This is a genomic window from Gordonia sp. X0973 (assembly GCF_013348785.1).
Lineage (GTDB): Bacteria > Actinomycetota > Actinomycetes > Mycobacteriales > Mycobacteriaceae > Gordonia.
The window spans coordinates 1,041,017-1,066,862 of the sequence record NZ_CP054691.1 but is presented as its reverse complement, the minus strand read 5'-3'; the positions used below and the strand labels follow the sequence as shown (position 1 = coordinate 1,066,862).

The 25,846-nt window shown below is 70.4% G+C and carries 26 protein-coding genes; 11 read left to right on the top strand and 15 right to left on the bottom strand.

What is annotated here, in order from left to right; translation table 11 throughout:
* The 4 genes from glmS to HUN08_RS05250 form a co-directional block, all read right to left on the bottom strand.
* Entirely contained in the window at nucleotides 1-1,863 is a 1,863-nt protein-coding gene (glmS, locus tag HUN08_RS05265; RefSeq protein WP_124247885.1) for a glutamine--fructose-6-phosphate transaminase (isomerizing), read from the bottom strand.
* A 15-nt stretch (nucleotides 1,864-1,878) separates the two neighbouring features.
* Nucleotides 1,879-2,850: an alpha/beta hydrolase gene (locus tag HUN08_RS05260; protein WP_301546901.1), complete on the bottom strand. Its 972-nt coding sequence runs from the start codon at nucleotides 2,848-2,850 to the stop codon at nucleotides 1,879-1,881.
* Between the two features lie 191 nt (nucleotides 2,851-3,041).
* A complete protein-coding gene (locus tag HUN08_RS05255) occupies nucleotides 3,042-3,557 on the bottom strand; it encodes a hypothetical protein (RefSeq protein ID WP_124247883.1) in 516 nt (171 codons plus the stop codon).
* Nucleotides 3,554-3,844 carry a hypothetical protein gene (locus HUN08_RS05250; protein ID WP_124247882.1) on the bottom strand — a complete coding sequence of 97 codons (291 nt, stop codon included), beginning with the start codon at nucleotides 3,842-3,844 and terminating at the stop codon, nucleotides 3,554-3,556. The genes HUN08_RS05255 and HUN08_RS05250 overlap by 4 nt, the downstream gene beginning before the upstream one ends.
* Nucleotides 3,845-3,959: 115 nt before the next feature.
* Here HUN08_RS05250 and HUN08_RS05245 point away from each other — a divergent pair, with 115 nt between their 5' ends.
* Nucleotides 3,960-4,838, top strand: a complete 879-nt coding sequence (locus HUN08_RS05245) for an SDR family NAD(P)-dependent oxidoreductase (RefSeq protein WP_124247881.1) — start codon at nucleotides 3,960-3,962, stop codon at nucleotides 4,836-4,838.
* A gap of 9 nt (nucleotides 4,839-4,847) precedes the next feature.
* Here HUN08_RS05245 and HUN08_RS05240 read toward each other — a convergent pair whose 3' ends face one another.
* On the bottom strand, nucleotides 4,848-5,420 hold the full coding sequence (locus HUN08_RS05240) for a hypothetical protein (RefSeq protein WP_124247880.1): 573 nt from the start codon (nucleotides 5,418-5,420) through the stop codon (nucleotides 4,848-4,850).
* Nucleotides 5,421-5,525: 105 nt separating this feature from the next.
* Between HUN08_RS05240 and HUN08_RS05235 the strand changes: the two genes are divergently transcribed.
* Nucleotides 5,526-6,293 (top strand): acyl-[acyl-carrier-protein] thioesterase, encoded by a 768-nt coding sequence (locus tag HUN08_RS05235; RefSeq protein WP_124247879.1) that lies wholly within the window; start codon nucleotides 5,526-5,528, stop codon nucleotides 6,291-6,293.
* 4 nt (nucleotides 6,294-6,297) lie between these two features.
* On the opposite strand, the gene glmM is transcribed toward HUN08_RS05235, so the two are convergent.
* The 3 genes from glmM to rplM are packed head-to-tail and all read right to left on the bottom strand — an operon-like array spanning nucleotide 6,298 to nucleotide 8,647.
* Nucleotides 6,298-7,674: a phosphoglucosamine mutase gene (glmM, locus tag HUN08_RS05230; protein WP_301546900.1), complete on the bottom strand. Its 1,377-nt coding sequence runs from the start codon at nucleotides 7,672-7,674 to the stop codon at nucleotides 6,298-6,300.
* 5 nt (nucleotides 7,675-7,679) lie between these two features.
* Nucleotides 7,680-8,207, bottom strand: coding sequence for a 30S ribosomal protein S9 (rpsI, locus tag HUN08_RS05225; protein WP_124247878.1), 528 nt, complete (start codon nucleotides 8,205-8,207; stop codon nucleotides 7,680-7,682).
* Nucleotides 8,204-8,647: a 50S ribosomal protein L13 gene (rplM, locus tag HUN08_RS05220; RefSeq protein ID WP_124247877.1), complete on the bottom strand. Its 444-nt coding sequence runs from the start codon at nucleotides 8,645-8,647 to the stop codon at nucleotides 8,204-8,206. Before rplM ends, rpsI begins: the two co-directional genes overlap by 4 nt.
* A gap of 205 nt (nucleotides 8,648-8,852) precedes the next feature.
* Between rplM and HUN08_RS05215 the strand changes: the two genes are divergently transcribed.
* A complete protein-coding gene (locus HUN08_RS05215; protein ID WP_124247876.1) occupies nucleotides 8,853-9,407 on the top strand; it encodes a YceI family protein in 555 nt (184 codons plus the stop codon).
* Here the strand turns inward: HUN08_RS05215 and HUN08_RS05210 are convergent.
* From HUN08_RS05210 to eccCa, 3 genes are all read right to left on the bottom strand, one after another.
* The gene (locus HUN08_RS05210; RefSeq protein WP_301546899.1) at nucleotides 9,387-10,346 is read right to left on the bottom strand and encodes a formylglycine-generating enzyme family protein; all 960 of its coding nucleotides are present in this window, start codon (nucleotides 10,344-10,346) and stop codon (nucleotides 9,387-9,389) included. The two genes, HUN08_RS05215 and HUN08_RS05210, sit on opposite strands and share 21 nt — an antisense overlap.
* A gap of 75 nt (nucleotides 10,347-10,421) precedes the next feature.
* A complete protein-coding gene (locus tag HUN08_RS05205) occupies nucleotides 10,422-11,318 on the bottom strand; it encodes a type VII secretion-associated protein (RefSeq protein ID WP_124247875.1) in 897 nt (298 codons plus the stop codon).
* On the bottom strand, nucleotides 11,315-15,376 hold the full coding sequence (gene eccCa, locus HUN08_RS05200) for a type VII secretion protein EccCa (protein WP_124247874.1): 4,062 nt from the start codon (nucleotides 15,374-15,376) through the stop codon (nucleotides 11,315-11,317). The genes HUN08_RS05205 and eccCa overlap by 4 nt, the downstream gene beginning before the upstream one ends.
* A gap of 175 nt (nucleotides 15,377-15,551) precedes the next feature.
* Between eccCa and eccD the strand changes: the two genes are divergently transcribed.
* Genes eccD through HUN08_RS05180 form a run of 4 tightly spaced genes read left to right on the top strand, consistent with a single transcriptional unit; the run spans nucleotide 15,552 to nucleotide 19,032 of the window.
* Nucleotides 15,552-16,985, top strand: a complete 1,434-nt coding sequence (eccD, locus tag HUN08_RS05195) for a type VII secretion integral membrane protein EccD (protein ID WP_165353337.1) — start codon at nucleotides 15,552-15,554, stop codon at nucleotides 16,983-16,985.
* Nucleotides 16,982-18,355 (top strand): type VII secretion-associated serine protease mycosin, encoded by a 1,374-nt coding sequence (mycP, locus tag HUN08_RS05190; RefSeq protein ID WP_301546898.1) that lies wholly within the window; start codon nucleotides 16,982-16,984, stop codon nucleotides 18,353-18,355. The genes eccD and mycP overlap by 4 nt, the downstream gene beginning before the upstream one ends.
* 27 nt (nucleotides 18,356-18,382) lie before the next feature.
* Nucleotides 18,383-18,649 carry a type II toxin-antitoxin system Phd/YefM family antitoxin gene (locus HUN08_RS05185; protein WP_124247872.1) on the top strand — a complete coding sequence of 89 codons (267 nt, stop codon included), beginning with the start codon at nucleotides 18,383-18,385 and terminating at the stop codon, nucleotides 18,647-18,649.
* Nucleotides 18,643-19,032 carry a type II toxin-antitoxin system VapC family toxin gene (locus HUN08_RS05180; protein WP_124247871.1) on the top strand — a complete coding sequence of 130 codons (390 nt, stop codon included), beginning with the start codon at nucleotides 18,643-18,645 and terminating at the stop codon, nucleotides 19,030-19,032. The genes HUN08_RS05185 and HUN08_RS05180 overlap by 7 nt, the downstream gene beginning before the upstream one ends.
* A 6-nt stretch (nucleotides 19,033-19,038) precedes the next feature.
* Here HUN08_RS05180 and HUN08_RS05175 read toward each other — a convergent pair whose 3' ends face one another.
* The gene (locus HUN08_RS05175; protein WP_124247870.1) at nucleotides 19,039-19,989 is read right to left on the bottom strand and encodes a 4-hydroxy-3-methylbut-2-enyl diphosphate reductase; all 951 of its coding nucleotides are present in this window, start codon (nucleotides 19,987-19,989) and stop codon (nucleotides 19,039-19,041) included.
* 72 nt (nucleotides 19,990-20,061) lie between these two features.
* Here HUN08_RS05175 and HUN08_RS05170 point away from each other — a divergent pair, with 72 nt between their 5' ends.
* The 3 genes from HUN08_RS05170 to HUN08_RS05160 are packed head-to-tail and all read left to right on the top strand — an operon-like array spanning nucleotide 20,062 to nucleotide 22,245.
* Nucleotides 20,062-20,781 carry a lipid droplet-associated protein gene (locus HUN08_RS05170; RefSeq protein WP_124247869.1) on the top strand — a complete coding sequence of 240 codons (720 nt, stop codon included), beginning with the start codon at nucleotides 20,062-20,064 and terminating at the stop codon, nucleotides 20,779-20,781.
* A 13-nt stretch (nucleotides 20,782-20,794) separates the two neighbouring features.
* On the top strand, nucleotides 20,795-22,024 hold the full coding sequence (xseA, locus tag HUN08_RS05165) for an exodeoxyribonuclease VII large subunit (RefSeq protein WP_124247868.1): 1,230 nt from the start codon (nucleotides 20,795-20,797) through the stop codon (nucleotides 22,022-22,024).
* Nucleotides 22,021-22,245: an exodeoxyribonuclease VII small subunit gene (locus HUN08_RS05160; RefSeq protein WP_124247867.1), complete on the top strand. Its 225-nt coding sequence runs from the start codon at nucleotides 22,021-22,023 to the stop codon at nucleotides 22,243-22,245. Before xseA ends, HUN08_RS05160 begins: the two co-directional genes overlap by 4 nt.
* A 12-nt stretch (nucleotides 22,246-22,257) precedes the next feature.
* Here HUN08_RS05160 and HUN08_RS05155 read toward each other — a convergent pair whose 3' ends face one another.
* Nucleotides 22,258-22,860 carry a DUF4245 domain-containing protein gene (locus HUN08_RS05155; protein WP_124247866.1) on the bottom strand — a complete coding sequence of 201 codons (603 nt, stop codon included), beginning with the start codon at nucleotides 22,858-22,860 and terminating at the stop codon, nucleotides 22,258-22,260.
* A gap of 181 nt (nucleotides 22,861-23,041) precedes the next feature.
* Between HUN08_RS05155 and glpX the strand changes: the two genes are divergently transcribed.
* The gene (gene glpX, locus HUN08_RS05150) at nucleotides 23,042-24,034 is read left to right on the top strand and encodes a class II fructose-bisphosphatase (RefSeq protein WP_124247865.1); all 993 of its coding nucleotides are present in this window, start codon (nucleotides 23,042-23,044) and stop codon (nucleotides 24,032-24,034) included.
* Between the two features lie 23 nt (nucleotides 24,035-24,057).
* On the opposite strand, the gene HUN08_RS05145 is transcribed toward glpX, so the two are convergent.
* Complete coding sequence (locus HUN08_RS05145; RefSeq protein WP_124247864.1) at nucleotides 24,058-24,747, bottom strand: ABC transporter ATP-binding protein; 690 nt, start codon at nucleotides 24,745-24,747, stop codon at nucleotides 24,058-24,060.
* Between the two features lie 10 nt (nucleotides 24,748-24,757).
* Complete coding sequence (locus tag HUN08_RS05140) at nucleotides 24,758-25,786, bottom strand: FtsX-like permease family protein (protein ID WP_301546897.1); 1,029 nt, start codon at nucleotides 25,784-25,786, stop codon at nucleotides 24,758-24,760.
* Between the last annotated feature and the right edge of the window lie 60 nt (nucleotides 25,787-25,846).

The following is a 25,846-nucleotide window of genomic DNA, read 5'->3' as shown; positions in this document are numbered from 1 at the left end:
CTACTCGACGGTGACGGACTTCGCGAGGTTGCGCGGCTTGTCGACGTCGTAGCCACGTTCCTCGGCGACGGTCGCGGCGAAGACCTGCAGCGGGATCGTCGAAACGAGCGGCTGCAACAGCGTGGAGGTGCGCGGCAGCGGGATGAAATGGTCGGCGACGGCGCGCGCGGCCTCGTCGTCGTCCTCGGCCATCACGATCGTCTCCGCGCCGCGGGCCTGGATCTCGCGGATGTTGCTGACCATCTTCGAATGCAGCACCGCGCGCCCCTCGGGCGAGGGCATCACGACGAATACCGGCAGTCCGGATTCGATGAGGGCGATGGGACCGTGCTTCAGTTCACCCGCCGCGAATCCCTCGGCATGGATGTAGGCCAATTCCTTGAGCTTGAGCGCGCCTTCCAGCGCCACCGGGTAGCCGACGTGGCGGCCGAGGAACAGCACCGTGTCACGATCGGCCATCTTCTTGGCCAGCTCGCGCACGGGATCCATCGAGTCGAGCACCTGCTGCACGGCGGTGGCCGCCGATTCCATCTCGTGGAATTCGCGGGTCACCTCGTCGGTGAACTTGGTGCCGCGCGCCTGCGCCAGCGCCAGGCCGACGAGGTAGGCCGCGACGATCTGCGCCAGGAAGCACTTGGTGGAGGCGACGCCGATCTCGGGTCCGGCGTGGGTGTAGAGCACCGCGTCGGATTCGCGCGGGATCTGGGCGCCGTTGGTGTTGCAGATGGCCAGCACGCGCGCGTTCTGGTCTTTCGCGTGGCGCACGGCCTCGAGGGTGTCCGCGGTCTCGCCGGACTGGGAGATCGCGACGACCAGCGTCGAGCGGTCCAGCACCGGGTCGCGGTAGCGGAACTCGCTGGCGAGCTCGACCTCCACGGGCAGCCGGGTCCAGTGCTCGATGGCGTACTTGGCGAGCAGCCCCGCGTGGTAAGCGGTACCGCAGGCGACGACGAAGACCTTGTTGACATCGCGCAGGTCGTCGTCGGAGATCCGCTGCTCGTCGAGCACAATATGGCCGTCGCGTAGGTGGCCCAGCAGCGTGTTGGTCAACGCCTCGGGCTGCTCGGCGATCTCCTTGAGCATGAAGTAGTCGTATCCACCCTTTTCGGCGGCCGCGAGGTCCCAGTCGATGTGGAAGGGCTTGCCGTCGCGGGCGGTGCCGTCGAAGTCGGTGATCGCGTACGAGTCGGCGGTGATGACGACCACCTGGTCCTGGCCGAGTTCCACCGCGTCGCGGGTGTGCTCGATGAAGGCGGTGACGTCGGAGGCGACGAACATCTCCCCGTCGCCGACGCCGACGACCAGCGGCGTCGACCGTCGTGCCGCGACGATGGTGTTCGGGTGGTCGGCATGGGTGAACACCAGGGTGAACGCACCCTCGAGCAGGCGCAGCGCGGCATAGGCACTGGCGACGAAGTCACCCGCGGTCTCGCCGGAATCGTAGGCGCGCTGAACAAGGTGGACCGCGGTCTCGGTGTCGGTGTCGGAGTGGAATTCGACGCCGGCGGCCTCGAGTTCGGCGCGCAGCGGCGCATAGTTCTCGATGATGCCGTTGTGGACGACGGCGATCTTCCCGTCGGCCGACACGTGCGGGTGGGCGTTGCGATCCGTCGGCTTGCCGTGGGTGGCCCACCGGGTGTGGCCCATACCGGTGGTGCCGGTCAACGACGCCGGATCGACCAGTGCGATCTGCTTGTCGAGGTTCTCCAGGCGCCCGGCCTTCTTCTCGACGACGAGGCCGCCCCGGCCGTCGAGAATGGCCACGCCGGCGGAATCGTAGCCGCGGTATTCCATCCGGCGCAGGGCGTCGACGACAATCCCCAGCGCCTGGCGCTGGCCCACGTATCCGACGATTCCGCACATAGCGTTCTAGGGTACCTAGCGCCCGCTCAGCGCCCGAATCGGCGAGAGGGCAGAGGTCTTCGACGGGGGCTTCGGCGGACCGCTGACCAGCTTCTCCAGATGGCTGCGGTCGTCGTCGTCCGGTTCGGCGCGATCCACGGGAAGCGCAGCACCCAGCGTCGATTCCGGGTCGAGGAAGGTCTCGTAGCGCTGCGGATCGTCGCCGACGGTGGCCTGCAGGAAGCCGGTCAGCATGGCCCGCACGGCGGCATGGGTGTCTTTGGCCGCACCGTTGACGCCGATCAGGGACTTCAGCGTGTGCCGCTGCAGCAGCGCCCGTTCCGACGTACCCGGGAGGGTGTGCAGGGTGACCGGTCCGGCCAGTGCCTGGGCCAGCGGCAACGGGTTCGCGTCGACGGTGTCGAGCGCCTGACCGGCGGCGATGACCATCGCCGGCGTGCGCACCGACGAGGCGGCCGCGAAGGCCGTCGTGGTGCTCGGCGCGGGGAAGACCGCCGCCAACCCCTGGGCGTCGACCGTCTCGGTGCCGGCCAGCACGTCGGGGCCGAGGGCCAGGACGGCGGCCGAGGCGCCGAAGCCGTGTCCGGCCAGCACGGTCCGCTCGCCGTCGACGGTGACCGACTCGGACAGTCCCAGACGCACCCGCGGCAGGTTCGCCAGCGCCGTGCGGAGCCCGGCGGCCAGGGCCACGTCCGAGGGGGCGGGACCGCGCTCGACGTCGGGCACGGCGGCGACGAAGCCGTGGCTGGCGAGATGCACCATCAGATCGCGGTACCGCCCGCTGTCCGACAGCCAGGAGTGGCCGAAGACGACCAGCGGCAGACCGCTGGCCGGTTGGTCGCTGGACGGCTGGGGCGTGAACAGCGCGCCCGGTACGCCGACGAAGCCGAGGTCGCCGCGCAGCACCTTGTGCGGTCCGCGGCGCGCCAGATCGGTCATCAGCTCGTCGGGCGGCGGGGGCGCCGGGGCCTTCTTGTTGCCAAACACCCGTCGAGCTTATTCCCACCAGCGTGCCGGGCGCAGGAGCCGTTCGGATTGCCGCGCCGACGCCGTCGACGGCGGGCTGGCCCGGGCGGGATTCGCCTGCGATATTTCGTCGGCGCGGGCGAGTTCCGCGGCGTCGATGGCCGCCAGGGTCTCCGCGATCGCCGAGCGGATCCGCCCGGTCCGCTCCCCCATCAGTGCCCGCCGATCAGGACCAGGTCGGAATCCAGCCCGGCCAGCTCGTCGTCGATCCGACGTGCTCCGCTCCGCGTCGCGACGACCACGCGTTGATCGATATCCGCCGCTTGCATCCCCGCTGTGGCGGAGTCGTCCGGCTCCGACGGATCGTCGACATCGGCGCCGGGTCCACCGATCGCGTCAACCGCATCACCGAGGATGTCGGCGACGCGGGAGCAGACCTGCGCCAGGCCGTCGCGTGCGGCCTCGACGGCTTCCGCGACGTGCCCGAGCGCTTCGAGGTCGTCGCGCAGCCGCCGTGGCAGATCGGCCAATACGGACAGGAGATCCGCCGGGTGCTGGTCGAGGACGGATTCCTCGCCGTCGACGAATCCGAGGTCCACGGCGCGGGAACGCAGTTCGTCGGTCTCCCGCCATCGATCATCCAGCCGCGCTCCGACCGATCGGAGCAGATTCGCGTCTTCCGTGAGGGATCCGAGGTCGACGCCGATCGCGCGCTGCGCGGCACTCATCGTGCGGCGATTCCGGCGATACGCCGTGCCGCGGCGGCATCGGCCAGGGTCGTCGTCTCGGCACGGGCGGTGAGTCCGCGTGCGGCCGACCGCAACTCGACGGCCCGCAGCGCCAGGCGCCCCGCGACGGTCTCCACCGCCGCACGGTATCCGGAATGCGACGGTGCCGCCCGATCGCCCCGGACCGACCCGTATCCGCCGGTCAGCAGCAGTGCCACGTGCTCGTCGATGGTCTCCGCTACCCGGCGGCAGTCGCCCGCCAGCCGCCGCGCTTCGTCGGCATCCATCCGGATCTGTCGTGTGTGCCCCATATTCCTTAGACGCAGTGCCGGCCCGAACGGTTCCATCGAACGGTCTTCCCGCTCCACCCGGGCGTCGGACCCCCGACTAGGCTGGTCAACCATGGCTCCCAAGCTCCTCCGCACCCTCTCGCGCGGCTCCCGACAGCTCGCGACCCGCACCGCACTGCAGCGCGCGGTGACCGTGCACGACCTGGCCGACGCCGTTTCGCCGCGTGACCTGTCCGGGAAGACCGTGCTGGTCACGGGCGCCTCGTCGGGGATCGGCGAGGAGGCGGCCCGGCAGCTCGCGGCCGAGGGCGCGACGCTCATCCTGGTCGCGCGCGGCGCCGACGAGCTGAACCGCGTCGCAGACGAGATCGCCACCGCCGGCGGCACGGCCTTCGCCGTCCCCGGCGACCTGTCCACCGAGCAGGGCGTCGGCGACATCCTCGACGCGGTGCTGACCCGATTCGGCACCCCCGATATCATCGTGAACAACGCCGGGCGGTCGATCCGCCGCGACGTCGCGGACTCCACGTCGCGCATGCACGACTTCCAGCGCACCATGGCGATCAACTACTTCGGTCCGGTGGGCCTCACGCTCGGCGTCCTCGACGAGTTCCGCAAACGCGACGACGGGCATTTCATCAACGTGTGTACCTGGGGCGTCACCAACGGTGCCATGCCCAAGTTCGCCGCCTACGGCGCGTCGAAGGCGGCGCTGGCCACCTTTGGCCGCAGCCTCGCGGCCGAGCTCAACGACACGGGCGTCGACGTCACGAACGTCTGCTTCCCGCTGGTCGCCACGCCGATGATCGCCCCGACGACGCAGTACGCCCACGCCCCCGCTCTTTCGGCCGAGGCGGCCGGCGAGTGGATCGTGTACGCGGCCAAACACCGGCCGCTGGAGATCATGCCCCGCTATGCCAAGGCCCTGCGCGGGCTGACCGCCGTCTCCGCGTCGTGGTCGGACGCGATCCTGGCGCGCGGCGCCATGTGACGGCGACGCTCAGCCGTTGTACGTCCAGTGCCCCCGGGCGCACTGCATCGCACGACCGCGCGCACCACGGGCGGTGGTGTACTGCCCGGAGCACTTGCCGCCGAGTTTGCGGACCTGCGGGTCGACGCCGCTGATGCTGATCCACCGGTGATCGCCCGATCCCATCTGGGCGCACACGACCGGACCGCGCGGCGTCGAGCGGATGACGTTTGCCTGCACGCGGGTACACCGCCGGCCGACGCCGGGCAGTGCGTTGCCGCCGCGGCGCGGAGCGGTGCGCGGACCCGGCTTGTGATGCCGGTTCTTCGCGCCCGGCTTGGCCCCGGGCTTCTTGACTCCCGGCTTGGCGCCCGGTTTGCCGTGCCGCGGCGGGTGGTTCACCCGATGGTCTACCGGGGCGGGTCCGGGAGAGAGCGAACCGAGGTCGATGCCCCAGATCCGGGCCACCGGCGACGGTGCGGTGCCGTGGCCGAAGGATGCGACGGTCACGACGCCGGCAACGCCGAGGCCGAGCACAGCGGCGACCGCCACTGCTGCCCGGGTAAGCCTGCCGGTGTTGCGTCGTTTAATCACAGGAGTCACATCAGAAACTTTAGAACTCAATCGCCCCACTCCCCAAGGGTCCGATGAGGACAGTGGCCCAATCGAAACCGGGGCGCAATCATCCCGTCGTGATTGACTGAACCCATGATCAGCGATCCGCTCCAGCGCCGCCCTTCTGCCTTGGACGAGCTCACCGCGAGCGGGGTGGTGTTCCGCCGGAACCGCCCCGTCCGCATCGACGCCGTGCGCCCCGACGGCAGCCTCCGCTTCGACGCCATCGCCCGCTATCTGCAGGACGCCGGGCAGGACCACCTGGCCGCCCTCGACTACGACGAGATCCACCCGCACTGGATCGCACGACGCACGGTGATCGACATCCGTCACGGCGGGACTTGGCCGGAGGAACTCACCGCCGTGCGGTGGTGCTCGAAGATGGGATCACACTGGTGCGGGGTGCGGATCGACCTCGACGGCGAGACCGGAGCGCACGTGGAGACCGACGCCTTCTGGATCAACTTCAACGCCGAGACCGAGACCCCGTCGCGCCTGGACGACCATTTCGTCACGACCTTCGGGGCGCCGGCCGAGCCCGGCCCGCTGCGCTGGCGGGCGTGGCTCGACGCCCAACCGCACCCCGACGCCCAGCCGGTCCCCTTCCTGCTGCGCGAGGCGGATATCGACATGATGCGCCACGTCAACAACGCCGTCTACTGGGCGGCGTTGGAGGAGGCACTCGCGCAACATCCCGACCTACGGGAGCGCCCGCTGCGCGGGATCGTGGAGTTCAATTCGCCGCTGGTCCCCGCCGACCGCCCCACCCTGGTCGCCAGGCGCGACGGTGATCGGCTCGCGGCGTGGTTCATGGCCGGCGACCGCAACGCAGCCGCAATGCTGGCCACCGCGATCGACTAGGAAATCAGCTACCGGCGGCCGCGACGACGTCGGCGATACGCGTGGCGATGCCGTGCGCGGCGTCGGCGGTCGGTGCCTCGACCATGACCCGCACCAGCTGCTCGGTGCCCGACGGGCGCAACAGCACCCGTCCCTCGCCGGCCAATTCGGCCTCGGCGACGCTGACCGCGTCACGCACGGACTCCGCGTCGGCGACGGCATGCTTGTCGGCAACCCGCACGTTGATCAGCTCTTGTGGCAGCACGGTCATAATCGACGCCAGGTCGGCGAGGCCCTGCTTCGACGCGGCCATCTGCTCCATCACCAGCAACCCGGTGAGGATGCCGTCCCCGGTGGTCCCAGCGCCCGGCACGACGATGTGGCCGGACTGCTCCCCGCCCAGCGAGTACTGGCCGCGGCGCAGTTCCTCGAGGACGTAGCGGTCACCGACGGCGGTCGTGCGCAACTCGATACCGGCCTTGTCCATCGCCAGGTGCAGACCGAGATTGCTCATCACCGTCGCGACGAGCACGTCGTCGCGCAGGCTCCCGGCCCGCGCCATCGCGGTGGCCAGGATCGCCATGATCATGTCGCCGTCGACGACCTCGCCGCGGGCGTCGACGGCCAGGCAGCGGTCGGCGTCGCCGTCGTGCGCGAGGCCGAGATCGGCCCCGTGTTCGGCGACGGCGGCGCGCAGCTTGTCCATGTGGGTGGAGCCGCAGCCGTCGTTGATGTTGAGGCCGTCGGGCTCGGCGTGGATCGCGATGACGTTCGCCCCGGCCGCACGGTAGGCCAGCGGCGCGAGGGTCGACGCGGCCCCGTGGGCGCAGTCGACGACGACGGTCAGCCCGGAAAGATCGGTGGAGACCTGCTGGGCGAGGTGGTCCAGGTAGCGCGCGGCGGCGTCGGGAGCGTCGATCAGGCGCCCGATGTCGGCCCCGGTGGGACGCTTCATCGTCTCGACGGTTTCCATCGCCGTCTCGATGCGGTCCTCCACCGCGTCGTCGAGCTTGTGCCCGCCGGCGCCGAAGATCTTGATGCCGTTGTCGGGCATCGGATTGTGCGACGCGGAGATCATCACGCCGAAGGTGGCGTCGTAGTCCGCGGTGAGGAAGGCGACCGCCGGCGTCGGCACCACGCCGACGCGGATCGCGTCCACCCCGTGCGCGGCCAATCCGGCGCACACGGCGGCCTCCAAGAATTCCCCGGAGGCACGCGGGTCGCGGCCGACGACGGCCGTCGGCCGGGCGTTGCCCGAACTCGGGGTGTGCAAAACTTCCGCGGTGGCCGCGGCCAGGCGCAACGCCAGCTCGGCAGTGAGCTGCGCGTTGGCCCGACCGCGGACGCCGTCGGTTCCGAACAGGCGCGGCGGCGCCGCGACCTGCAGATCGGAGTGTGACACTCGGGTCAGCGCTTGCTGTACTGCGAGGCCTTACGCGCCTTCTTCAGGCCGTACTTCTTGCGCTCGACGGCACGCGCGTCCCGGGTGAGGAAGCCGGCCTTCTTCAGGGCCGGGCGATCCTCGGGGCTGACCTCGATCAGCGCACGCGCGATGGCCAGGCGCAGCGCGCCGGCCTGGCCCGAGGGGCCGCCGCCGTTGAGGCGGGCGTAGATGTCGAACGACTCGCTGCGGTCGACGGTCACCAGCGGCGACTTGACGAGCTGCTGGTGCACCTTGTTCGGGAAGTAGGTCGCCAGGTCGCGGCCACCGTTGAGGTGGAACTCGCCGGTGCCGGGCACCATGCGGACGCGGACGATGGCCTCCTTGCGGCGACCGACGGTCTGGATCGGGTGATCCAGCACGACCGGGGCGCGCTCGACGCGGGGCGCGGGGGCCTCGGTCTCGGTGGAGTAGTCGTCGGCGGCGATCTCGATGTCGCCGTCGGCGGTCTCGACGACCTCGATGTTCTCTTCAGTCACGTTCTCGTCGCTCACTGGGCCACCTGCTTGATCTCGAAGGGCACGGGGCTCTGCGCCGCATGCGGATGATTCGGGCCGGCGTACACCTTGAGCTTGGAGCCCATGGCACGACCGAGCTTGGTCTTGGGGAGCATGCCCTTGATGGCCTGCTCGACGGCGCGCTCCGGCTTGGTCGCGAGCAGCTCGCCGAGCGCGGTGGACTTGAGGCCGCCCGGGTGACCCGAGTGGCGGTACTTCATCTTGCCGGTGGCCTTGTTGCCGGTGATGGCGACCTTGTCGGCGTTGACGATGACGACGAAATCGCCGCCGTCGATGTGCGGGGCGTAGGTCGGCTTGTGCTTGCCGCGCAGGAGCGTTGCGCTCTGCACGGCGAGGCGGCCGAGCACCACGTCGGTGGCGTCGATGACATGCCACGTGCGCGTGATGTCACCCGCCTTCGGGGTGTAGGTAGACACGGTTGATCCTCAACTCTTTGTCGTGACTGCTGGTCAGGGGCGGCGGCGGAGTCATCCTCGGCGACCAGTTGGGACCCGAGGACTCCGATTATCGGGCGCGCCGCAGCGCACACCGATGCCGAAGCACCAGCACGCCAGAGTACTTCAGTCCCCTGATCAGGGTCAAAACGCGCGACGGGCCCCCCGCCGCACTAGGGTCGGGACCATGAGCGCGACGCAGTGGACGATCGGTCCGGCCGACGGCGAGTTGCTGATCAAGACCGACAAGACCGGTCCGGCCGCCAAGACCGGCCACCGACTCACCATTCGGTTCGACGATTGGACGGGCACCGTCGACGTGGACGGCGCCGATCCGCGACGCGTGGAGTTGCGCGTCGTCGTCGATTCGCTCGAGGTGCTCAGCGGCGAGGGCGGTCTGACCCCGATGACCGGCGCCGAGAAGGTGCTGGCGCGGTCCAACGCGCTCAAGTCGCTCAAGGCGTCGAAGTTCCCGGCGATCACCTTCTCGTCGACGAACATCTCCCCCGTCGACGGCGGATTCCGCCTCGACGGCGAGCTGACCGTCGCCGGTAAGACCGTGCCCCATCGGGTCGGCATCACCGTCGCCGAGACCGGCACGGTCCGAGAACTGAGTGCGACGACGACGATCAGCCACAAGACCGTCGGGCTCAAGCCCTACTCGCTGGCGATGGGCGCGTTGAAGGTCGCCGACGAGGTGGAGCTCGAGTTCAGCGCACGGCTAGATCCCACGCACGGATAGCAGGTTCGGCGGGTCCGCGCGTTTGATGCAGCGGAACCCGATGTGACTCGTGCCGGTGTCGATCGCTTGCGGCTGTCGCGCGGCCGGCCGGTAGTGCACGCAGTAGCCATCGGCACACAGGAACGACCCGCCTTTGATCACCTGGCGCGGCACGCCGAACCCCGGACGCGCCGGGTCGACGGACGCGGGGGCACAGCCGGGGTGCTCGTCGCGACGCGGGCCGCACCGGTCGACGGTCCAATCCCACGCGTTGCCGGCCATGTCGTACAAGCCGTAGGCGTTGGGCGGGAAGCTGCCCACGGGAGCCAGCTGTCCGTAGCCGGTATCGGGGAGATACGGGAACTCGCCGTGCCAATAGTTCGCCAATGGTTGCCAGGGGGCCTCGGGCCGATCACCCCAGGTGTACTCGGCGTGCGGCAGACCGCCGCGCGCCGCGACCTCCCACTGCGCCTCGGTGGGCAGGTCGAGGTCGGCCCAGCGCGCGTAGGCCTGCGCGTCTTCGAAGGCGACATGGACGACGGGGTGCCGCTCGTGCCCCTCGATGGTCGAGCCCGGGCCGAGCGGATGGTTCCACGCCGCACCGGGTGTCCACGTCCACCACTGACCGGGGTGCCGCAGGTCGACCGGTCCCGGCGTCGCCTGGAACACCATCGACCCCGGTTGCAGATTCTCCCCCGGCGCATCCGAATAGTCGGTCGGGTTCCGCGGCCGCTGCGCGACCGTGACATACCCGGTGTCGGCGACGAACCGGGCGAACTGCTCGTTGGTGACCTGGTGCGCCTGCATCCAGAAGCCGTCGACGGTCACCGAGCGGGCCGGCGCCTCCTCGTCGTCGTGCGCGTCGGACCCGATGATCGCGGATTGACCGGGAATCCACACCGTGCCGGGCGGGCCCTGGGTGAGGGTGACCGATCCGCGACCGTCCGAACCTGTGTTCACGGGCGAAGACTAATCCCTCGCCGGCAACCCGCGGAGCTTCCTCGACTGTTCGATCGACGCTCGGGGCCCGTTGCGCTACCGCACGCTCGCGACGGCCCGACGACAGGCTGCGGCCAACGCGCGTCCACCGGAGTCCTGGCACCCGATACTGACCTGCCGTCGACCGTGCTCCACGGACCCGACCACCCGGACGTACCAGCGAATCGGAGCACCCGAGTCGGGAGTTTCCCGGTAGACGGTCACCCGACGTCCGGCGAATTCGGCGCTGGCGGCGAACTCGCTCACCGCGTCGTCCCCGCGCTGCCGGATCCGCTCGGCGAGGCTCGCGGCGACGCTGCGGGCGGTCGCCCCCGAGCGCAACGGACTTACCGCGACGATGACGCGGCTGCCCGACGTGGGATCGGCGAAGACCGCTCGCGGCGACGGCTCCCCCGAGAGGTCGGTGCGCCGCCACCCGTCGGGAATCGCCACCGCCACAGTGCCGACCCGGGCCACGCTGGTCGATCCGTCGCGGTGCGCCCGTCCGACGGCCGACACCCCGACCGCCCCGCACACCAGCACGGCGACCAGCGCGACCACGGCCACCGGCCAGCTCCTCGACGGCGCCCGGCGCAGCGGAACGATCTGCGGCGCGACGGGCGGCAGCGGAGGGTGCGCGCCGAACCGGTGGAGCAGTTCGTCGTCGACGGCGAGTAACCGCACCGGCCCCGCGACGGCAGCGACCGATCGCAACGCGGCCCGGCGGCGTGGCCCGTCGGCGTCGACGACCACCAGGTCGACGTCGGCCGCCAGCGCGGCGATCCCACCCATGTCCGCGACGGACAGGCCGCGCAGCACCAGCGTCGACGACGTCGCGGCCGCACCTGCGACGCGGTGGACGCGCCACTCGTCATCCCGGCCGATTTCGACGACGAGCAGCGCCGCGACCCCCGCATCGGCGTGACTGCGCGCGATCGCCAGCGGGCGGTTCACACGCCACCGGCCACGTGGATCACCTCGCTACCGGTCCGCGTGACGAATTCGCCGCGACCCGGAATGCGCCGGCTCATGCGCGTCTGACCGACGACGTAGCCCTCGTCGCGGTCACCACTCATCAGCAAGGTGTCGACCGACAGCTCCCGCAGCGCGGCGATGACCGGGTCGAACAGCGCGCGCGAGACGCCGCCGGAACGTCGCGCGAGAATCAGGTGAAAGCCGATGTCGCGCGCACTGGACAGCAGCTCGACTAGCGGTAGCAGCGGGTTTCCCGACGCGGTGGCCACCATGTCGTAGTCGTCGACGAAAAGGTAGATGTCGGGGCCCGACCACCAATCGCGTGCCGCGAGCTGGGCGGGGGTGACGTCGGCCGGCGGCAGCCGCCCCTCCAGCAGATTCGCGAGCTCCATCATCAACGGCCCGGCCGACGCGGCGGAGCTGGCATACCCGGCCCGATGCGAATCCGGGATCAGTCCGAGCATCGTGCGGCGGTAGTCGACGAGGACGACCTTGCATTCCTCCGGCGATCCACTGTCGACGACGCCCGAGGCGAGGGTTCGCAGCAGCGTCGTCTTGCCGTGTTCGACGTCGGCGAAGGCCAGCAGGTGCGGACGGGTGGTGAAATCCAGCAGCACCGGCGCCAGATCCGCCTCCCCGACGCCGATCGGCACGACACCGGCGGGCAGGACGAGGTCGGCTTCGGCGAGCCGTCCGCGTAACTCCGACAGCGCGAGGACAGAGGGCAACAACGGCACCGGCGGGGCCTGCTCGTCGGGATGCTGGGCCGCGACGTGCTCGACGAGTTCGGCCAGCCCGGTATCCGGCGTGAGTGCCGGGCGGGCGACGAGCAGGTGCAGTTCCTCCGCGGTGATCCCTCTACCGGGGCGGTTGATCGGAACGAGTTCGGCGCAGCGCCTGCTCATCTCGGAATCGAGCGGGTCGCCGAGCCGCAGCTCGACCCGCGACCCCAGGAGGTCGCGCACCGAGGGGTGGATCTGTGCCCAGCGGGTGGCACTGAGGACGACGTGTACGCCGTAGGACAGGCCGCCGAGCGCGATCGCACCGAGATCGGCCTCGAGTTCCTCGAACTCGTCGCGCAACGCGCCGATGCCGTCGACGACCAAGAAGACGTCCCCGTGCGGATCGGCGAGATCCCCGTGAGCACGACGGTCCCGATACTCGCGCATCGATTCGACGCCGAGCCGCGCGAATGCCTCTTCTCGTCGGGCGATCACCGCGCGCACCTCGGCGAGGGTCCGGCGGATCCGTTCCGGGTCGGCCCGCGTCGCCACCGATCCGACATGTGGCAGTCCGGCCAATCCGAGCAGACCCCCGCCCCCGAAGTCGAGGCAGTAGAACTGCACCTGCGACGGGGTGTGGGTCAGGGCGGCCGACGCGATCAGCGTGCGCAGTGCCGTCGACTTCCCCGACTGCGGGCCGCCGACCACCGCGGCATTCCCGGCGGCACCGGACAGGTCGACGACGAGCAGTTCGCGCCGTTGATCGTATGGGCGGTCGACGAGTCCGATCGGCAGGCGCAGCGCCCCGGTCACACCGGTCATCCGGGCAGGCAACGGATCGAGCAAGGTCCCGACGGGTGGCGACTCGTCCAGGGGTGGCAACCACACCTCGTGCGCCGCGGAGCCATGCCCGGCCATGCGCCCGACGAGGACTTCCAACAGCGACGGCCCGCCCCGGCGCGCGGACCCTGGCTCGCCCGGCGCGGTTCCCCGGTGGTCGAGTGCCGACGAGGCGCCAGCCAACTTGGGTCGAGTGGGCGCGACGGAGGAGCGCGCGTATCGAGACCCGGTGTATCGAGACCCCGACCCGGTGCATCCCGACCCCGCCGTGAAATCCAGGACCAGTCCGGTCGAGCGCTGCGCACCCCGCCGCGCCGACTCGTCGACCTCCCCTCCCTGATCGTCGGAACCGTCGGGAACGGGCCCGGAGACGTAGCAGGTGTTGAACCGGCGCGGCGCGTCGGAGTCGCACTTGAGATAGGCCGATCCGGGCACGCTGGGCAGGTGATAGGCATCCGGCACACCGAGGACCGAGCGAGATTCGTTGGCGGAGAACGTCTTCAGTCCGATGCGGTAAGACAGATGCGAATCGAGACCGCGCAGCTTCCCCTCCTCCAACCGCTGCGACGCCAGCAGCAGATGGATGTGCAGCGAGCGCCCCAGACGGCCGATGGCCACGAACAGTTCGGCGAAGTCCGGCTTCTGGGCCAACAGTTCGGAGAACTCGTCGACCACGACGAACAGCGCCGGCATGGGCGCCAGGTCGGCGCCGTCGGCACGGGCCTGCTCGTACTCGGTCACGTTCGCGAAGTTCCCGGCCGCCCGCAGCACCTCCTGACGTCGGTTCAGCTCTCCCCGCAGCGCGTCGCCCATACGGTCGACCAGGGACAACTCCTGCTCCAGGTTCGTGATCACCGCGGCGACGTGCCGACCGCGCTCCAGGCCCAGAAAGGTCGCACCGCCCTTGAAGTCGACCAGGACCAGGTTCAGCTCGTCGGGCGAGTGCGAGGCCATCAACGCCAGCACGAGGGTGCGCAGCAACTCGGACTTCCCCGACCCCGTCGCGCCGACGCAGAGACCGTGCGGCCCCATCCCGCCGTGGGCGCTCTCTTTGAGGTCCAGTTCGACCGCGGTCCCGTCGGGTGTGTAGCCGATCGGCACCCGCAGTCGTTCCCGCCCGGTGCGCCCGCGCCAGCGAACAGTGGGGTCGAATGCGCGGGGATCACCCAGGTCGAGCAGGCCGCCCAAGCCGGGATCGCCGACGGGCCCGCCGTCGTCGAGGTCGACGAGCATCTGCAATGCCGTCGACGGCCGGTACGGCGCCAATCGCCGCGCCGCGGACGCCGCGGCCACCACGCTGAGACGATCGGCGACGGCGAACTCCTCCCGACCGATCGCGGTGCGCGCGGCAACCTTGGTCCCCACCATCTCGAGCGCGAGGCCGCGCCGGCTCGCGACATGGCTCAGCGCGCCGTCGAGCGCACAGATCGCCACCCCGTCGATGCCGGCTTCACCGGCCAGCCGCTCGCTTCCGGTGATCAGGCCGCCGTCGACGACGATGACCACCAACGGCAGGGCCTGCGTCCCCGGTTCGCCGCGGGTGAACCGGGTGCGTTCGGCGAAGACGGCGGCCAACGCGGCCTCCACCTCGTGCAGCGAAGGGACCAGCAGCGCCGGGGCGCCCAATCGCTGTTCGCCCTGGTCATCGGTCCGGGTCGCATGCGGCAACCACTTGACCCAATCCCATTCGGGCCACCGCGCGGGGTCCGCCGCGACGGCGATGCGCACCTGGTCCGGGCCGTGCCACACCACCAGCTGGAGCAGCATCGCGCGGACCAGCGCACGTGCGTCGTCGAGCGGACCGTCGACGGCGACCACCGGGAATCCGCGCAGCGAGACCGCGATCGGTAGGCGGTGCACCGCCGCATGTGCCCGCAGGAATCGGCGCAGCGCCACCATCGCGACCGGCTCCAAGTCCTCGGGCGGCGCCATCTCGGGCGGCACCAACCGGGTGGCCAGGCGCTGCGAACCGACGCCCAACCGCAGGTGGGCGAAGTCGGCGTCACCACCGCGACGCTCCCACATCCGGCGCGACCCGACGAGCCGCGACAGCGCGCTCGGCGCCGGATGACACCAGCGCAGGGCGGCGGATTGCTCGTCGACGGTCGTGGCGACCTGCCCGCGCAGCTGGGCGAGGTAGCGGAAGTAGTCGCGACGCTCGGCGCCCAATTCAGCCGCACGCTTGCCGCCGTTGCGCCCGCCGGTCGCGAACATGCCGACCATCGACATGAGCATCATCATCGGGAACATCAGAAACAGCGGATTCGCGAGCACCGAACGGCCGCCGGTGACGAACATGAGCGCGATCATCCCGACGACCGCGACCACCATCACCGCTGGTAGCGCGGATGCGGCGAGGCCGGCCGGCACCGGACGCGCTACCTCCGGCGGCGCGACGAGGTCGATGTCGCCACCGGGCGCCGGCGGCGGCGCCACCCTGGTCTCGCGCACGAACAGCCGCGTCGAATCAGTCACGGATCCCCCCAGATCGTTGACCACGGCGCTCCCCCCCGGACCGCCTGACGGCACCTTATCGGCGTGCGGGCGCGCCGCGACGCGGATTGCGTGAACGGGTTTCCCGGTTTCGTTCCCCCGCCGGGTGTGCCCCTGGTAAACCCTGCGGTCAGGGATCTCATCTGGGGGGATGAAAATGACTGCTTGGGCACGCGTGTCCGTGGCCGGACCGTCGTCGAGCATCGACGTCGGCCTGCCCACCGGCCTGCCGATCACCGACTTTCTCGACGAACTGGTGGCCCGCCTCGCCGGTGAACCGGAGGTCGCCGACCCGACGCTGGAGTGGACGTTGAGCCCACTCGGCGGCGCTCCGCTCGCACCGGGCGACACCCTGCGCGACGCGGAGATCCACGACGGGACGTGGCTCCTGCTGCGGGAGGGACCGGCCGAGGAACCGGCCGTGCTCGTCGACGACACCCTCGACGCCTTGACCGAGGTCACCGGTGCGCGCCACGGCTCGTGGTCGCCGCGTGCGGCACGGATCGCCGGGGCGTTCGGCGTGGTCGCGGCATCGGCGGTGGGCGCGGGCGGACTGGGGGTCGCCGGCATCTCGTCGTCGACGACAGTCGCGTTCGGCGCCGCGCTCTTCGCCGCGGTCGGCGCGGTGATGCTGATCGCCGCCGCCCTGTACGCCGGCCGGCGCGAGCAGCGCGATCCGATCGTCCTCGCCGCGCTGTGCCCGACGGCGACGCTGATGGCCGCCGCAGCCGGATTCGCCGTCGTCCCCGGATCGGCCGACGCACCGCGCGCACTGCTCGCCGCCGTCGCGGCAACGGTGGCCGCGACGCTAACGCTGCGGTACACGCGGGTGGGGCCGATCGCCCACATCGCAACGATCACCCTCGGATGCCTCGCCACGGTCGCGGCTGCGGCGGCGCTGGCTGGGCTGTCCCGACCACAGGTCGCGGCACTGATAGCGGTACTCGCCCTCCTCGGCGCCAATGCGGCACCGCGACTGACCGTCGCCGTCGCGAAGATCCCGCTCCCACCGGTACCGTCGCCTGGCGAGCCCATCGAGCCGGTCGAGTCGCCGCTGCTCCCGACGATCGACGCGGTCGACGCCGTCTCGTCCAGTCATCTCCCCGACGTCGACGCCCTCGTGGAGCGAGCCGAACACGCCCGGTCCTGCCTCACCGGGATCTGCGCGGGTACCACCGTGGCGGCCGCGACCGCCGCCGTGGTCCTCGGCGTCGACCCGCCCGATTGGCGGTTCACTGCGATCGTCGTGATCGTGGGATTGACCATGATGCTGCGCGGTCGGTCGCACACCGATCTGCTTCAGGCGTCTTCGCTGGTCGGCGGTGGTATCGCGGTGATCATCGGATCACTCGGAGCCACCGTCGTCACGTCACTGGTCCTGCAACGACCGGCCCTGTGCCTCGCCGGTGCGGCGACCGCGTGCGGGGTCGCCACCGTCGCGGCGCTGATCGGCTGGTGGGCGGCCGGGCGCACTTTCTCCCCGGTCCAGCGGCGGATGGCCGAACTCGTCGAATACGCGCTTCTCGTCGCCTTGTTGCCGCTGTTGCTGTGGACGCTGGAGGTCTACCGCGTGATCCGGGAGGCCTGGTGAAGGCCGTGCGGGCCTGCGTCGCCGCGGGTGCGATCCTCGTCGCGGCACTGTCGGGCGGACCGGCCGTCGCGGTCCGTCCGCCGCAGGTCGCGCAGACCGCTCCCCCGTCCGACTCGGTGCCGGCCGGCACCGCCGAACAGCGCACCAAGTGTGCGGTGCCGATCGCCACGAGCCGCACGACGTCGGCGACGCGTGCGGTCCATGCCCAACTCGAAGTCGACCGCCTGCACCGGATCAGCACCGGGCGCGGGCAACGGGTCGCCGTCATCGACACCGGTGTCAGCCCACATCCGCGACTGCCCGCCGTGCTGGACGGAGGCGACTTCGTCACCGGTGGCAGCGGACGCACCGATTGCGACGCACACGGCACGCTGGTCGCCGGGCTCATCGCGGCACGGCCGAGCGCCACCGACGATTTCACCGGGTTGGCGCCCGACGTCTCACTCATCTCCATCCGACAATCCAGTGCCGCCTTCGCACCGCGGCAGCGCAGCGGTGACCAGGAGGAACAGCCCGTCGTCGGCGGCGGCTACGGGACGGTCGCCGGACTGGCCGCCGCGGTCATGCGGGCCGTCCGGCTCGGCGCCACCGTCGTCAACATCTCCGAGGTCGCGTGCGCCCCGGCCGCCGCGGCGAGTGCATTGCACGACGGCGAGCTGGGTGTGGCCCTGCGCCACGCGGTGGACCGGGACGTGGTCGTCGTGGTGGCGGCCGGAAACGTCTCCTCCGACGGCGGGTGCCGCGAGCAGAATCCACCCGCCGCGGCGCGACAGCAGTGGTCGGCGGTGCGCACCGTCGCCACGCCGGCCTGGTTCTCCGACTACGTGCTCACCGTCGGGGCCGTCGATTCGCTCGACGGCAAGCCGTCGGGGTTCAGCCTGGGCGGCCCGTGGGTGAGCGTGGCGGCCCCGGGCACCGATTTGACCAGTCTGGACCCGCGTCCCGGCCAATCGGGGCTGGTCAGCGGACTCTCCGGCGCGCAGGGCGCCGTCCCGGTCAGCGGCACCAGTTTCGCCGCCGCCTATGTCACGGCCACGGTCGCCCTGGTGCGGTCGCGCTTCCCCGATCTCGACGCCCGCGCCGTGATGCGTCGGATCACCGCGACGGCCATCGGTCGCGGTACCGCCCCGGACGCGCGGACCGGGTGCGGGGTGGTCGACCCGCTGGCGGCGTTGACGGTCACCGGCGTGGCCGACGACTCCCCGTCGTCGATCCGGTTCCGACCGGCACCGCCCGCACCCGATCCCGACCTCACGCCTCGGATCGCCGCGATCGGCGGCGCCTTCGGCTTGGCCGTCCTACTCGGCGCGGTCATCGCCTTCCGGAAACCGCGCCACCGGATGGTGGCGATGCCCGACGACGGACTGTGACCTCAAGCGAGTGCTACGATGTGCTACATGGAGTCGATCACCCACCGCGAGATGCGTAACCAGAGCGCCGAGATCCTTCGCCGCGTTGCGTCGGGTGAAACCCTGCAGGTCACCAACAACGGTCACCCGACCGCGCTGCTCGTACCGGCTGGTGGCGATGCCCTCGACGCGGCGATCGCACGAGGCGAGGCGCGCCCGGCCCGCCTCCCGGTGTCCGCAGTCGGGACCATTCGCCGTCGCACGTCGCCGGTCACGACGGCCGCTATCATCTCCGACACCCGCGGCCGATGGTGACTACCTATCTCGACACGTCGGCGGCGATGAAGCTGATCGTCGAGGAAACCGAATCTCAGGCCATTGCCGACGAGCTCGCCGAACATCCCGATCGCCGGCTGGTCGCATCGTGGCTACTGCACACCGAGTTGCACTGCGCTTCGGGTCGTCACCCGTCGGTGGTCACCGCCGAAGCGATCACGACCGTGCTCGATGCGACAGTTCTCGTCGACATCACGCGAGGCGATCTGATGGCGGCCGGCACGCACTCGCCGCTGCGCTCCAACGACGCCATCCACCTGGCCACGGCACTGCGATTGGGAGTCGACGAGATCGCGACCTACGACGGCGAACTCACACGTGCGGCCACCGACGCGGGCATTCGCGTCGTTGCGCCGAGGTAGCGGGCCCTACTTCGCAGTGCGCGACGGGCGCAGCTCGCGGGGCAGCGCGAAGGTCAGCGTCTCCTCGGCGGTGTTGATCGTCTCCACCGAGTCGTAGCCGTACTCGGACAGGAAGTCCAGCACGCCGCGGACCAGCACCTCGGGCACCGATGCCCCCGACGTCACGCCCACCGTCGAAACACCCTCGAGCCACTGCGGATCGATCTCGCGGGCGTAGTCGACGAGGTAGGCGTTCGAGGCGCCGGCCTGCAGCGCGACCTCGACGAGGCGCACCGAGTTCGACGAGTTCTTCGACCCGACGACGATGACGAGTTCACAGTGCTTGGCCATCGCCTTCACCGCGACCTGGCGGTTCTGGGTGGCGTAGCAGATGTCGTCGCTGGGCGGATCCTGCAGCTGCGGGAACTTCTCGCGCAGTCGTTTGACCGTCTCCATCGTCTCGTCGACCGACAGCGTCGTCTGTGACAGCCACACGACGGGCCTCCCGTCGCGCACGGTCACGTCCTCGACGTGGTCCGGACCGTCGACGATCTGGATGTGCTCGGGTGCCTCGCCGGAGGTGCCCTCGACCTCCTCGTGGCCCTCGTGGCCGATCAGCAGGATGTCGTAGTCGTCGCGGGCGAAGCGCTTGGCCTCCTGGTGCACCTTGGTGACCAGCGGGCAGGTCGCGTCGATCGTCATCAGATTCCGCTGCTGCGCCGACTCGTGGACGGCCGGGGACACCCCGTGCGCCGAGAACACGACGATGGCCCCCTCGGGCACCTCGTCGGTCTCCCCGACGAAGACCGCCCCGCGCTCCGACAGCGTGTCGACGACGTGCCGGTTGTGCACGATCTCCTTGCGGACGTAGACCGGGGCACCGTGCTTGTCGAGGGCCCGCTCCACCGTCTCGACCGCCCGGTCGACTCCGGCACAGTAGCCGCGGGGTTCGGCCAGCAGGACGCGCTTGGATGACATGACCTCTAGGGTACGGACTTCCGACGCCGGTGGCTAAACGGCTGGCACGCGTGATATGGCACAGTTGAGGGCATGAAGCATCGCCCGTACTCCGCGCGCCTCGCGGCCGGCCTGATCGTGACCGCTCTGGAAGAGACGCGCAGGCTCCCCACCCAGCTCGTGACCATGCCGATGACCGCGGTGAGCAGCGCCGTCCAGGCGGGCATGCGACTGCAGCAGAACATCGCCGAGTTGGCCATCAAGGGGGACGCCGTACTCGACGGCCTCTTCGACAAGCCCGAGGAGCAGCCCGCGTGGGCCGTCTTCGACGAGGACGAGGAGTCGGCTCCGGCTACCCCGCCGCCGCCCGCCCCCGCAAAACCGGCACCCGCGCCCGCCGCGACCACCACTCCGGCGAAGAAGGCACCCGCCAAGAAGGCCGCCGCGAAAAAAGTCGCAGCCAAGAAGGCCCCGGCTAAGAAAACGGCGGCGAAGAAGGCGGCACCCGCCGCGGACGCGGGGTCTCCGGTCGCCGAGGCGAGCACCGGGCGGTTCGCGCTCTACAGCTCGGTTCCCGAGGTCACCGACCCCCCGGCGCGCGCCGCCGAGCCGAAGAAGTCGAAGATCCCGGCACCGGAGGTCGCCGAGTTCCTCGACTACGACAACCTGACGCTGGCCCAGCTGCGCGCTAAGATCCGCAGCGTCGACGTCGACGATCTGCGCATCCTCGCCGACTACGAGCGCGACAGCCGCAATCGGACCCCCTTCTTGACGATGCTGGAGAACCGCATCGCCGCGAAGTCGGACCGCTAGGCTGCCACTCGCGGTGACCGCAGCCAATTCCGCCGACGAGCCCTGGCCGGTCCGCACGGTCAACGCCAAGATCGCCGACTGGATCCATCGGCTCGGCCAGATCTGGGTGGAAGGACAGATCACCCAGTTGTCTCGACGGCCGGGCACCCGCACAGCGTTCATCACGCTGCGCGATCCGGCCGCGGACATGTCGTTGACGGTCACCTGCCCGCCCGAGGTCATCGACCGATCCCCGGTCCCCCTCGCCGACGGCACGCGCGTCGTCCTGTGCGGCCGCCCGTCCTTCTACACCGGCCGCGGCACCCTCTCGCTGCGCGTCACCGAGATCCGTGCCGTCGGCATCGGCGAACTGCTGGCCCGGATCGAGAAGTTGCGCCAACTGCTGGCCGCCGAGGGACTCTTCGACCCGCGCCTCAAACGGCCGCTGCCCTTCCTGCCGCGCGGCGTCGGCCTGATCAGCGGGCGCGCCTCCGCCGCCAGTCGCGACGTCGTATCCGTCGCCCAGTCGCGCTGGCCCGCGGTGCGGATCACCGTGCGCGACGCCCCCGTTCAGGGACCGTCGGCGGTGCCGCGCATCCTTGGCGAGCTGAAGATCCTCGACGACGATCCCGAGATCGACGTCATCGTCATCGCGCGCGGCGGCGGCAGCGTCGAGGACCTGCTGCCCTTCTCCGACGAACAGCTGCTGCGCGCCGTCGCCGCCTGCGCCACCCCGGTGATCAGCGCCATCGGCCACGAGCCGGACACCCCGCTGCTCGACCTCGTCGCCGACCTGCGCGCCGCCACCCCCACCGACGCCGCCAAGCGCGTGGTGCCCGACGTCGAGGCCGAGCTGGCCGGTATCGCGACGATGCGCCGACGCAGCGCCGGCGCCCTGCGCAACTGGGTACAGCGGGAATCCCACATCGTCGACGGCCTGCGCGCACGACCGGTGCTGGCCGATCCGCTGCGGATCGTCGACGCCCATGCGAGTGCCGTGCAGCGGCATCGGGCCGACGCGCGCCGCGAGATCAGTCGTCTCGTCGAGACCCAACGGCACCGCCACGAGCACCTCGCCGCCCGTCTGGCCACCTTGGGGCCGGCGCAGACACTGGCCCGCGGCTACGCGATCGTGCAGAATCTCGACGACGGTTCGCGCGTCGCCGGAAAGCTCGACGACCTGCCGGCCGGCGCGCGGCTGCGGATCCGCGTCGCCGACGGCGCGGTGCGCGCACAGGTCACCGATCAGGAGGAGAAGCCGTGAGCATCGACCCGTCGTCGTGGACCCCGGTCGCCGAACTGGGCTACGAGCAGGCGCGCGACGAACTCGTCGAGGTCGTCGGCGCGTTGGAGCAGGGCGGCCTGGACCTCGACACCTCGGTGAAGCTGTGGGAACGCGGCGAGGCGCTGGCGAATCGCTGCGAGGAACATCTTGCGGGCGCGCGCGAGCGCATCGAGGCAGTGCTCAACGACGAGGACGAGTAGCGGCGATCCGGCCTACCGCCGCGACGGCAGCGGCTTGGCCTGGACCACCGAGCGCGCCAGCGTGGTGAAGTCCGCGTCGTCGGACTTGCCGGTCAATCCGATCCGCACGTCGCCGAGGTTGGCGACCCAGACCTTGCGCACCCCCTTGTCCGGGGCGAGGCGGTCACCGGCGACGTAGGTGACCCAGCGGGTTCCCTCGATCTCGCGGGTGCCGGTGCCGGAGAGCGTGCCCTCCTTGTCCGGGTCCGGGCTCAACGTCGGGAGCAGCGCTTCCTCGGTGGCATTGGTCTGCGAGAGTCCCAGGTAGTAGCCGCTCGGGGTGATCCACCCGACGGTGCTGACCCGCGTCGCGCCGACGTTCGCGGACGTCCCCGAATTCGGTTTCCAATCGGCCGGCAATAGGGGCTGGCGGATCGGGAAGCCCATCGTCGCGGCATCGGCCTGCAGCGCGGCATGGGTGTCGAAGGGTGGGATCTTGTCGTCGGAGGCATTGCCGTGCAGCCCCACCGAGCAGTTCCGCGACGAGACCACCACGAGTGCGACCAGCACCAGCAGGGCCAGCAGCGTCCAGATCATGTCGCGGCTGTCGTTGAGGATTCGCGGTTTCGGCGCCATGACCCCCAGTATCCCAGCCGGATCGGCCACGTCGGCTACCGGTTCTCACAACTCCTACCGTTGCAACAGTAGGAGTTGTGAAAAGCGGTAGCGGACGCCGTGAAAAGATAGACCCAACACCAACCGACCACCCGGCGGCACAGTCGGGCCCGACGAAGCTCGACTCAGGAGAGGCACCCACATGTCCGAGACCCATGAAGCCCCCGACCGCAACCTGGCGATGGAACTGGTCCGCGTGACCGAGGCCGCCGCCCTGGCCGCGGGACGATGGGCCGGACGCGGCGACAAGAACGGCGGCGACGGTGCTGCCGTGGACGCGATGCGCGAACTGCTCTCGACCGTGTCGATGCGCGGCGTCGTCGTCATCGGCGAGGGCGAGAAGGACGAGGCGCCGATGCTCTACAACGGCGAAGAGGTCGGCAACGGCGAGGGCCCCGACTGCGATGTCGCCGTCGACCCGATCGACGGCACCACCCTCATGGCCGAGGGTCGCCCCAACTCCATCGCGGTGATCGCGGTGTCCGAGCGCGGCACGATGTACGACCCGTCGGCCGTCTTCTACATGGATAAGATCTGCGTCGGCCCCGAGGGCAAGGGCCACATCGACATCACCAAGCCGGTCGGCTGGAACATCGAGTCGGTCGCGAAGGCCAAGGGCATCGAGGTCGCCGATCTGACCGTCGTCGTCCTCGACCGCCCCCGCCACGCCGATCTGATCGCGCAGATCCGGGCCGCCGGCGCGAAGGTGCGACTCATCTCCGACGGCGACGTCGCCGGCGCGATCGCCGCCGCCGACGACGCCAGCTCGGTCGACCTGCTGATGGGCATCGGCGGCACCCCGGAGGGCATCATCACCGCCGTCGCGATGAAGTGCATGGGCGGGGAGATCCAGGGCAAGCTCTGGCCCCGCAACGACGAGGAGAAGGCCAAGGCCATCGCGGCCGGCCACGACCTCGACAAGGTGTTGGACACCGACACCCTGGTCAGCGGCGAGAACACCTTCTTCGCGGCCACCGGCGTGACCAACGGCGACATGCTGCGCGGCGTCTCCTACCGCGCCAACGGCGCGACGACCCGCTCGCTGGTGATGCGCTCCAAGTCGGGCACGATCCGCCGCATCGAGAGCATCCACCGCACCAAGAAGCTGCGCGAATACGCCCGCATCGACGTCTGACACGGCCGCTGGCGGCACGGGTATCAGGCGGCCGGATCCTCGTCGACGAGGCGTCCGTCGAGCATGTGCACCACGCCGTCGACGCCGCCGTCCAACGACTGCAGGTCATGGGTGACCAGGAGCGCCGCCAGGTCGCGCACCTTCGAGAGCCTCACGATCAGATCGACGATGGCGCGACCGCGCGCCTGGTCGAGCGCCGACGTCGGTTCGTCGATCAACAGCACCCGGCGCGGCCCCATCAGCGCGCGGGCGATGTTCACCCGCTGCCGCATACCGCCGGAGAGTTGGTGCGGGAGTTTGTGCTCGCTGCCCGAGAGACCGACGTCGGCGAGGAGGCCCATCGCCTCGTCGCGATGCCGCGCGGGCCGCTCGCCACGCAGGTGGGCGGTGAGCAGTAGCTGCTCCAGCACGGACAGATCCGGGAGCAGATTGTCGTTCTGAAAGACGAAGCCGATCTTGTCCCGCCGTATCCGGGCGGCATCCCGGGAGGCCAATTCGCCGACGTCGACGCCATCGATCTCAACATCTCCGGAGTCGGGGCGGATGAGTGTGCCGGCGACCGCCAGCGCACTGGACTTCCCGCACCCTGATGGTCCGGTCAGCGCAATCACCTGGCCGGGGCGGACGGCCAGACTCAGATCGTCGACGGCGGTCACGCGATCGGCGTCGCCGTCGGGGTAGGTGAGGGTCACGTTCGACAAGGAAAGGCTCATTCCTGGGCTCCTAACGGTTGAGGGCGGTCAAAGGGTCGACGGAGGTCAACGGCCGCAGCGCGAGCAACGCACCGACCAGTCCGAGGACAGCCATGATCGCTACGGGGAGCGCGACACCGCTCGCTGTGAGAGAGATCGGCACCACGCCCGCGACGGCGCCGGCGAGCCCTCCGCCAGCGGCGGTACCCAGGACCAATCCGACAGCGAGAATTGCCGCTACTTGGCCGAGTCCGTCGGCTAGTAGGTACCCGCGTCCAGCGCCCATCGCTCGTACGACGGCGAGGCCGACCAGCCGCTGACTGGTCCACACGGCGAAGAAGGCCCCCACGACGACCGCCGCGATGACCACCAACAGTCCCTGGATAAGCAGCAGCGAGCCGTGCTCGGAGGCGTAGCCGGGGATCAGGTTCAGACGGCTCCCCCCGATGGCCGTCGACGCCCCGGAGATCGGTCCGACTTCGCGCGTGAGGATCATGGCGCTCGGTTCGGTGCGATGTGCCGCGACGCGCCACACGGCGATCGGCACCTCGGCCACTTGGGCGTGCGCGAACATCGCGGTGTCGGCGATCGCGGTCACCGTCGTTGAAACGCCGCCGACGGAGACCGGGTCGCCCACGCGTACACCGAGGGTCGAGGCGGTCGCAGCGTTGATCGTCACACCTGGGGCAGCGCCTTCCCGCCCGACGAGGGCAACCGCGGCGTCGAGGTGCCGAGCGGAGAGTCCCGCCATGGCGATCCCCAACGGTCGCGCCTGCGGGTCGGCTTCGCCGACCTGCGCGACCACGGTCTCGTCGAGTCGGCTGTCGACCAGGTTGACCGGGGTCCCCCCGGCGTCGCGCTGAACGATCAGTCCGACGCCCGGCAGTCGTTGGACTGCCGACGAGGATTGCCACCCCAGTCCTGCCGTCAACGCCGACAACATGACCACCAGGAAAGCCAAGAGCGCGATCACGCCGACCATCAGTCCGAACTTGCCCGCCGATCGACGGATCTCGCGCCATCCGATGTACATCTGCACCTCCATTTCGGTGCTTCCCACGCTAGAAGCGGCGAAGCCCGGCCCGAATCGCCTCGAAGAACGGTCTTCACCTCAACCGAA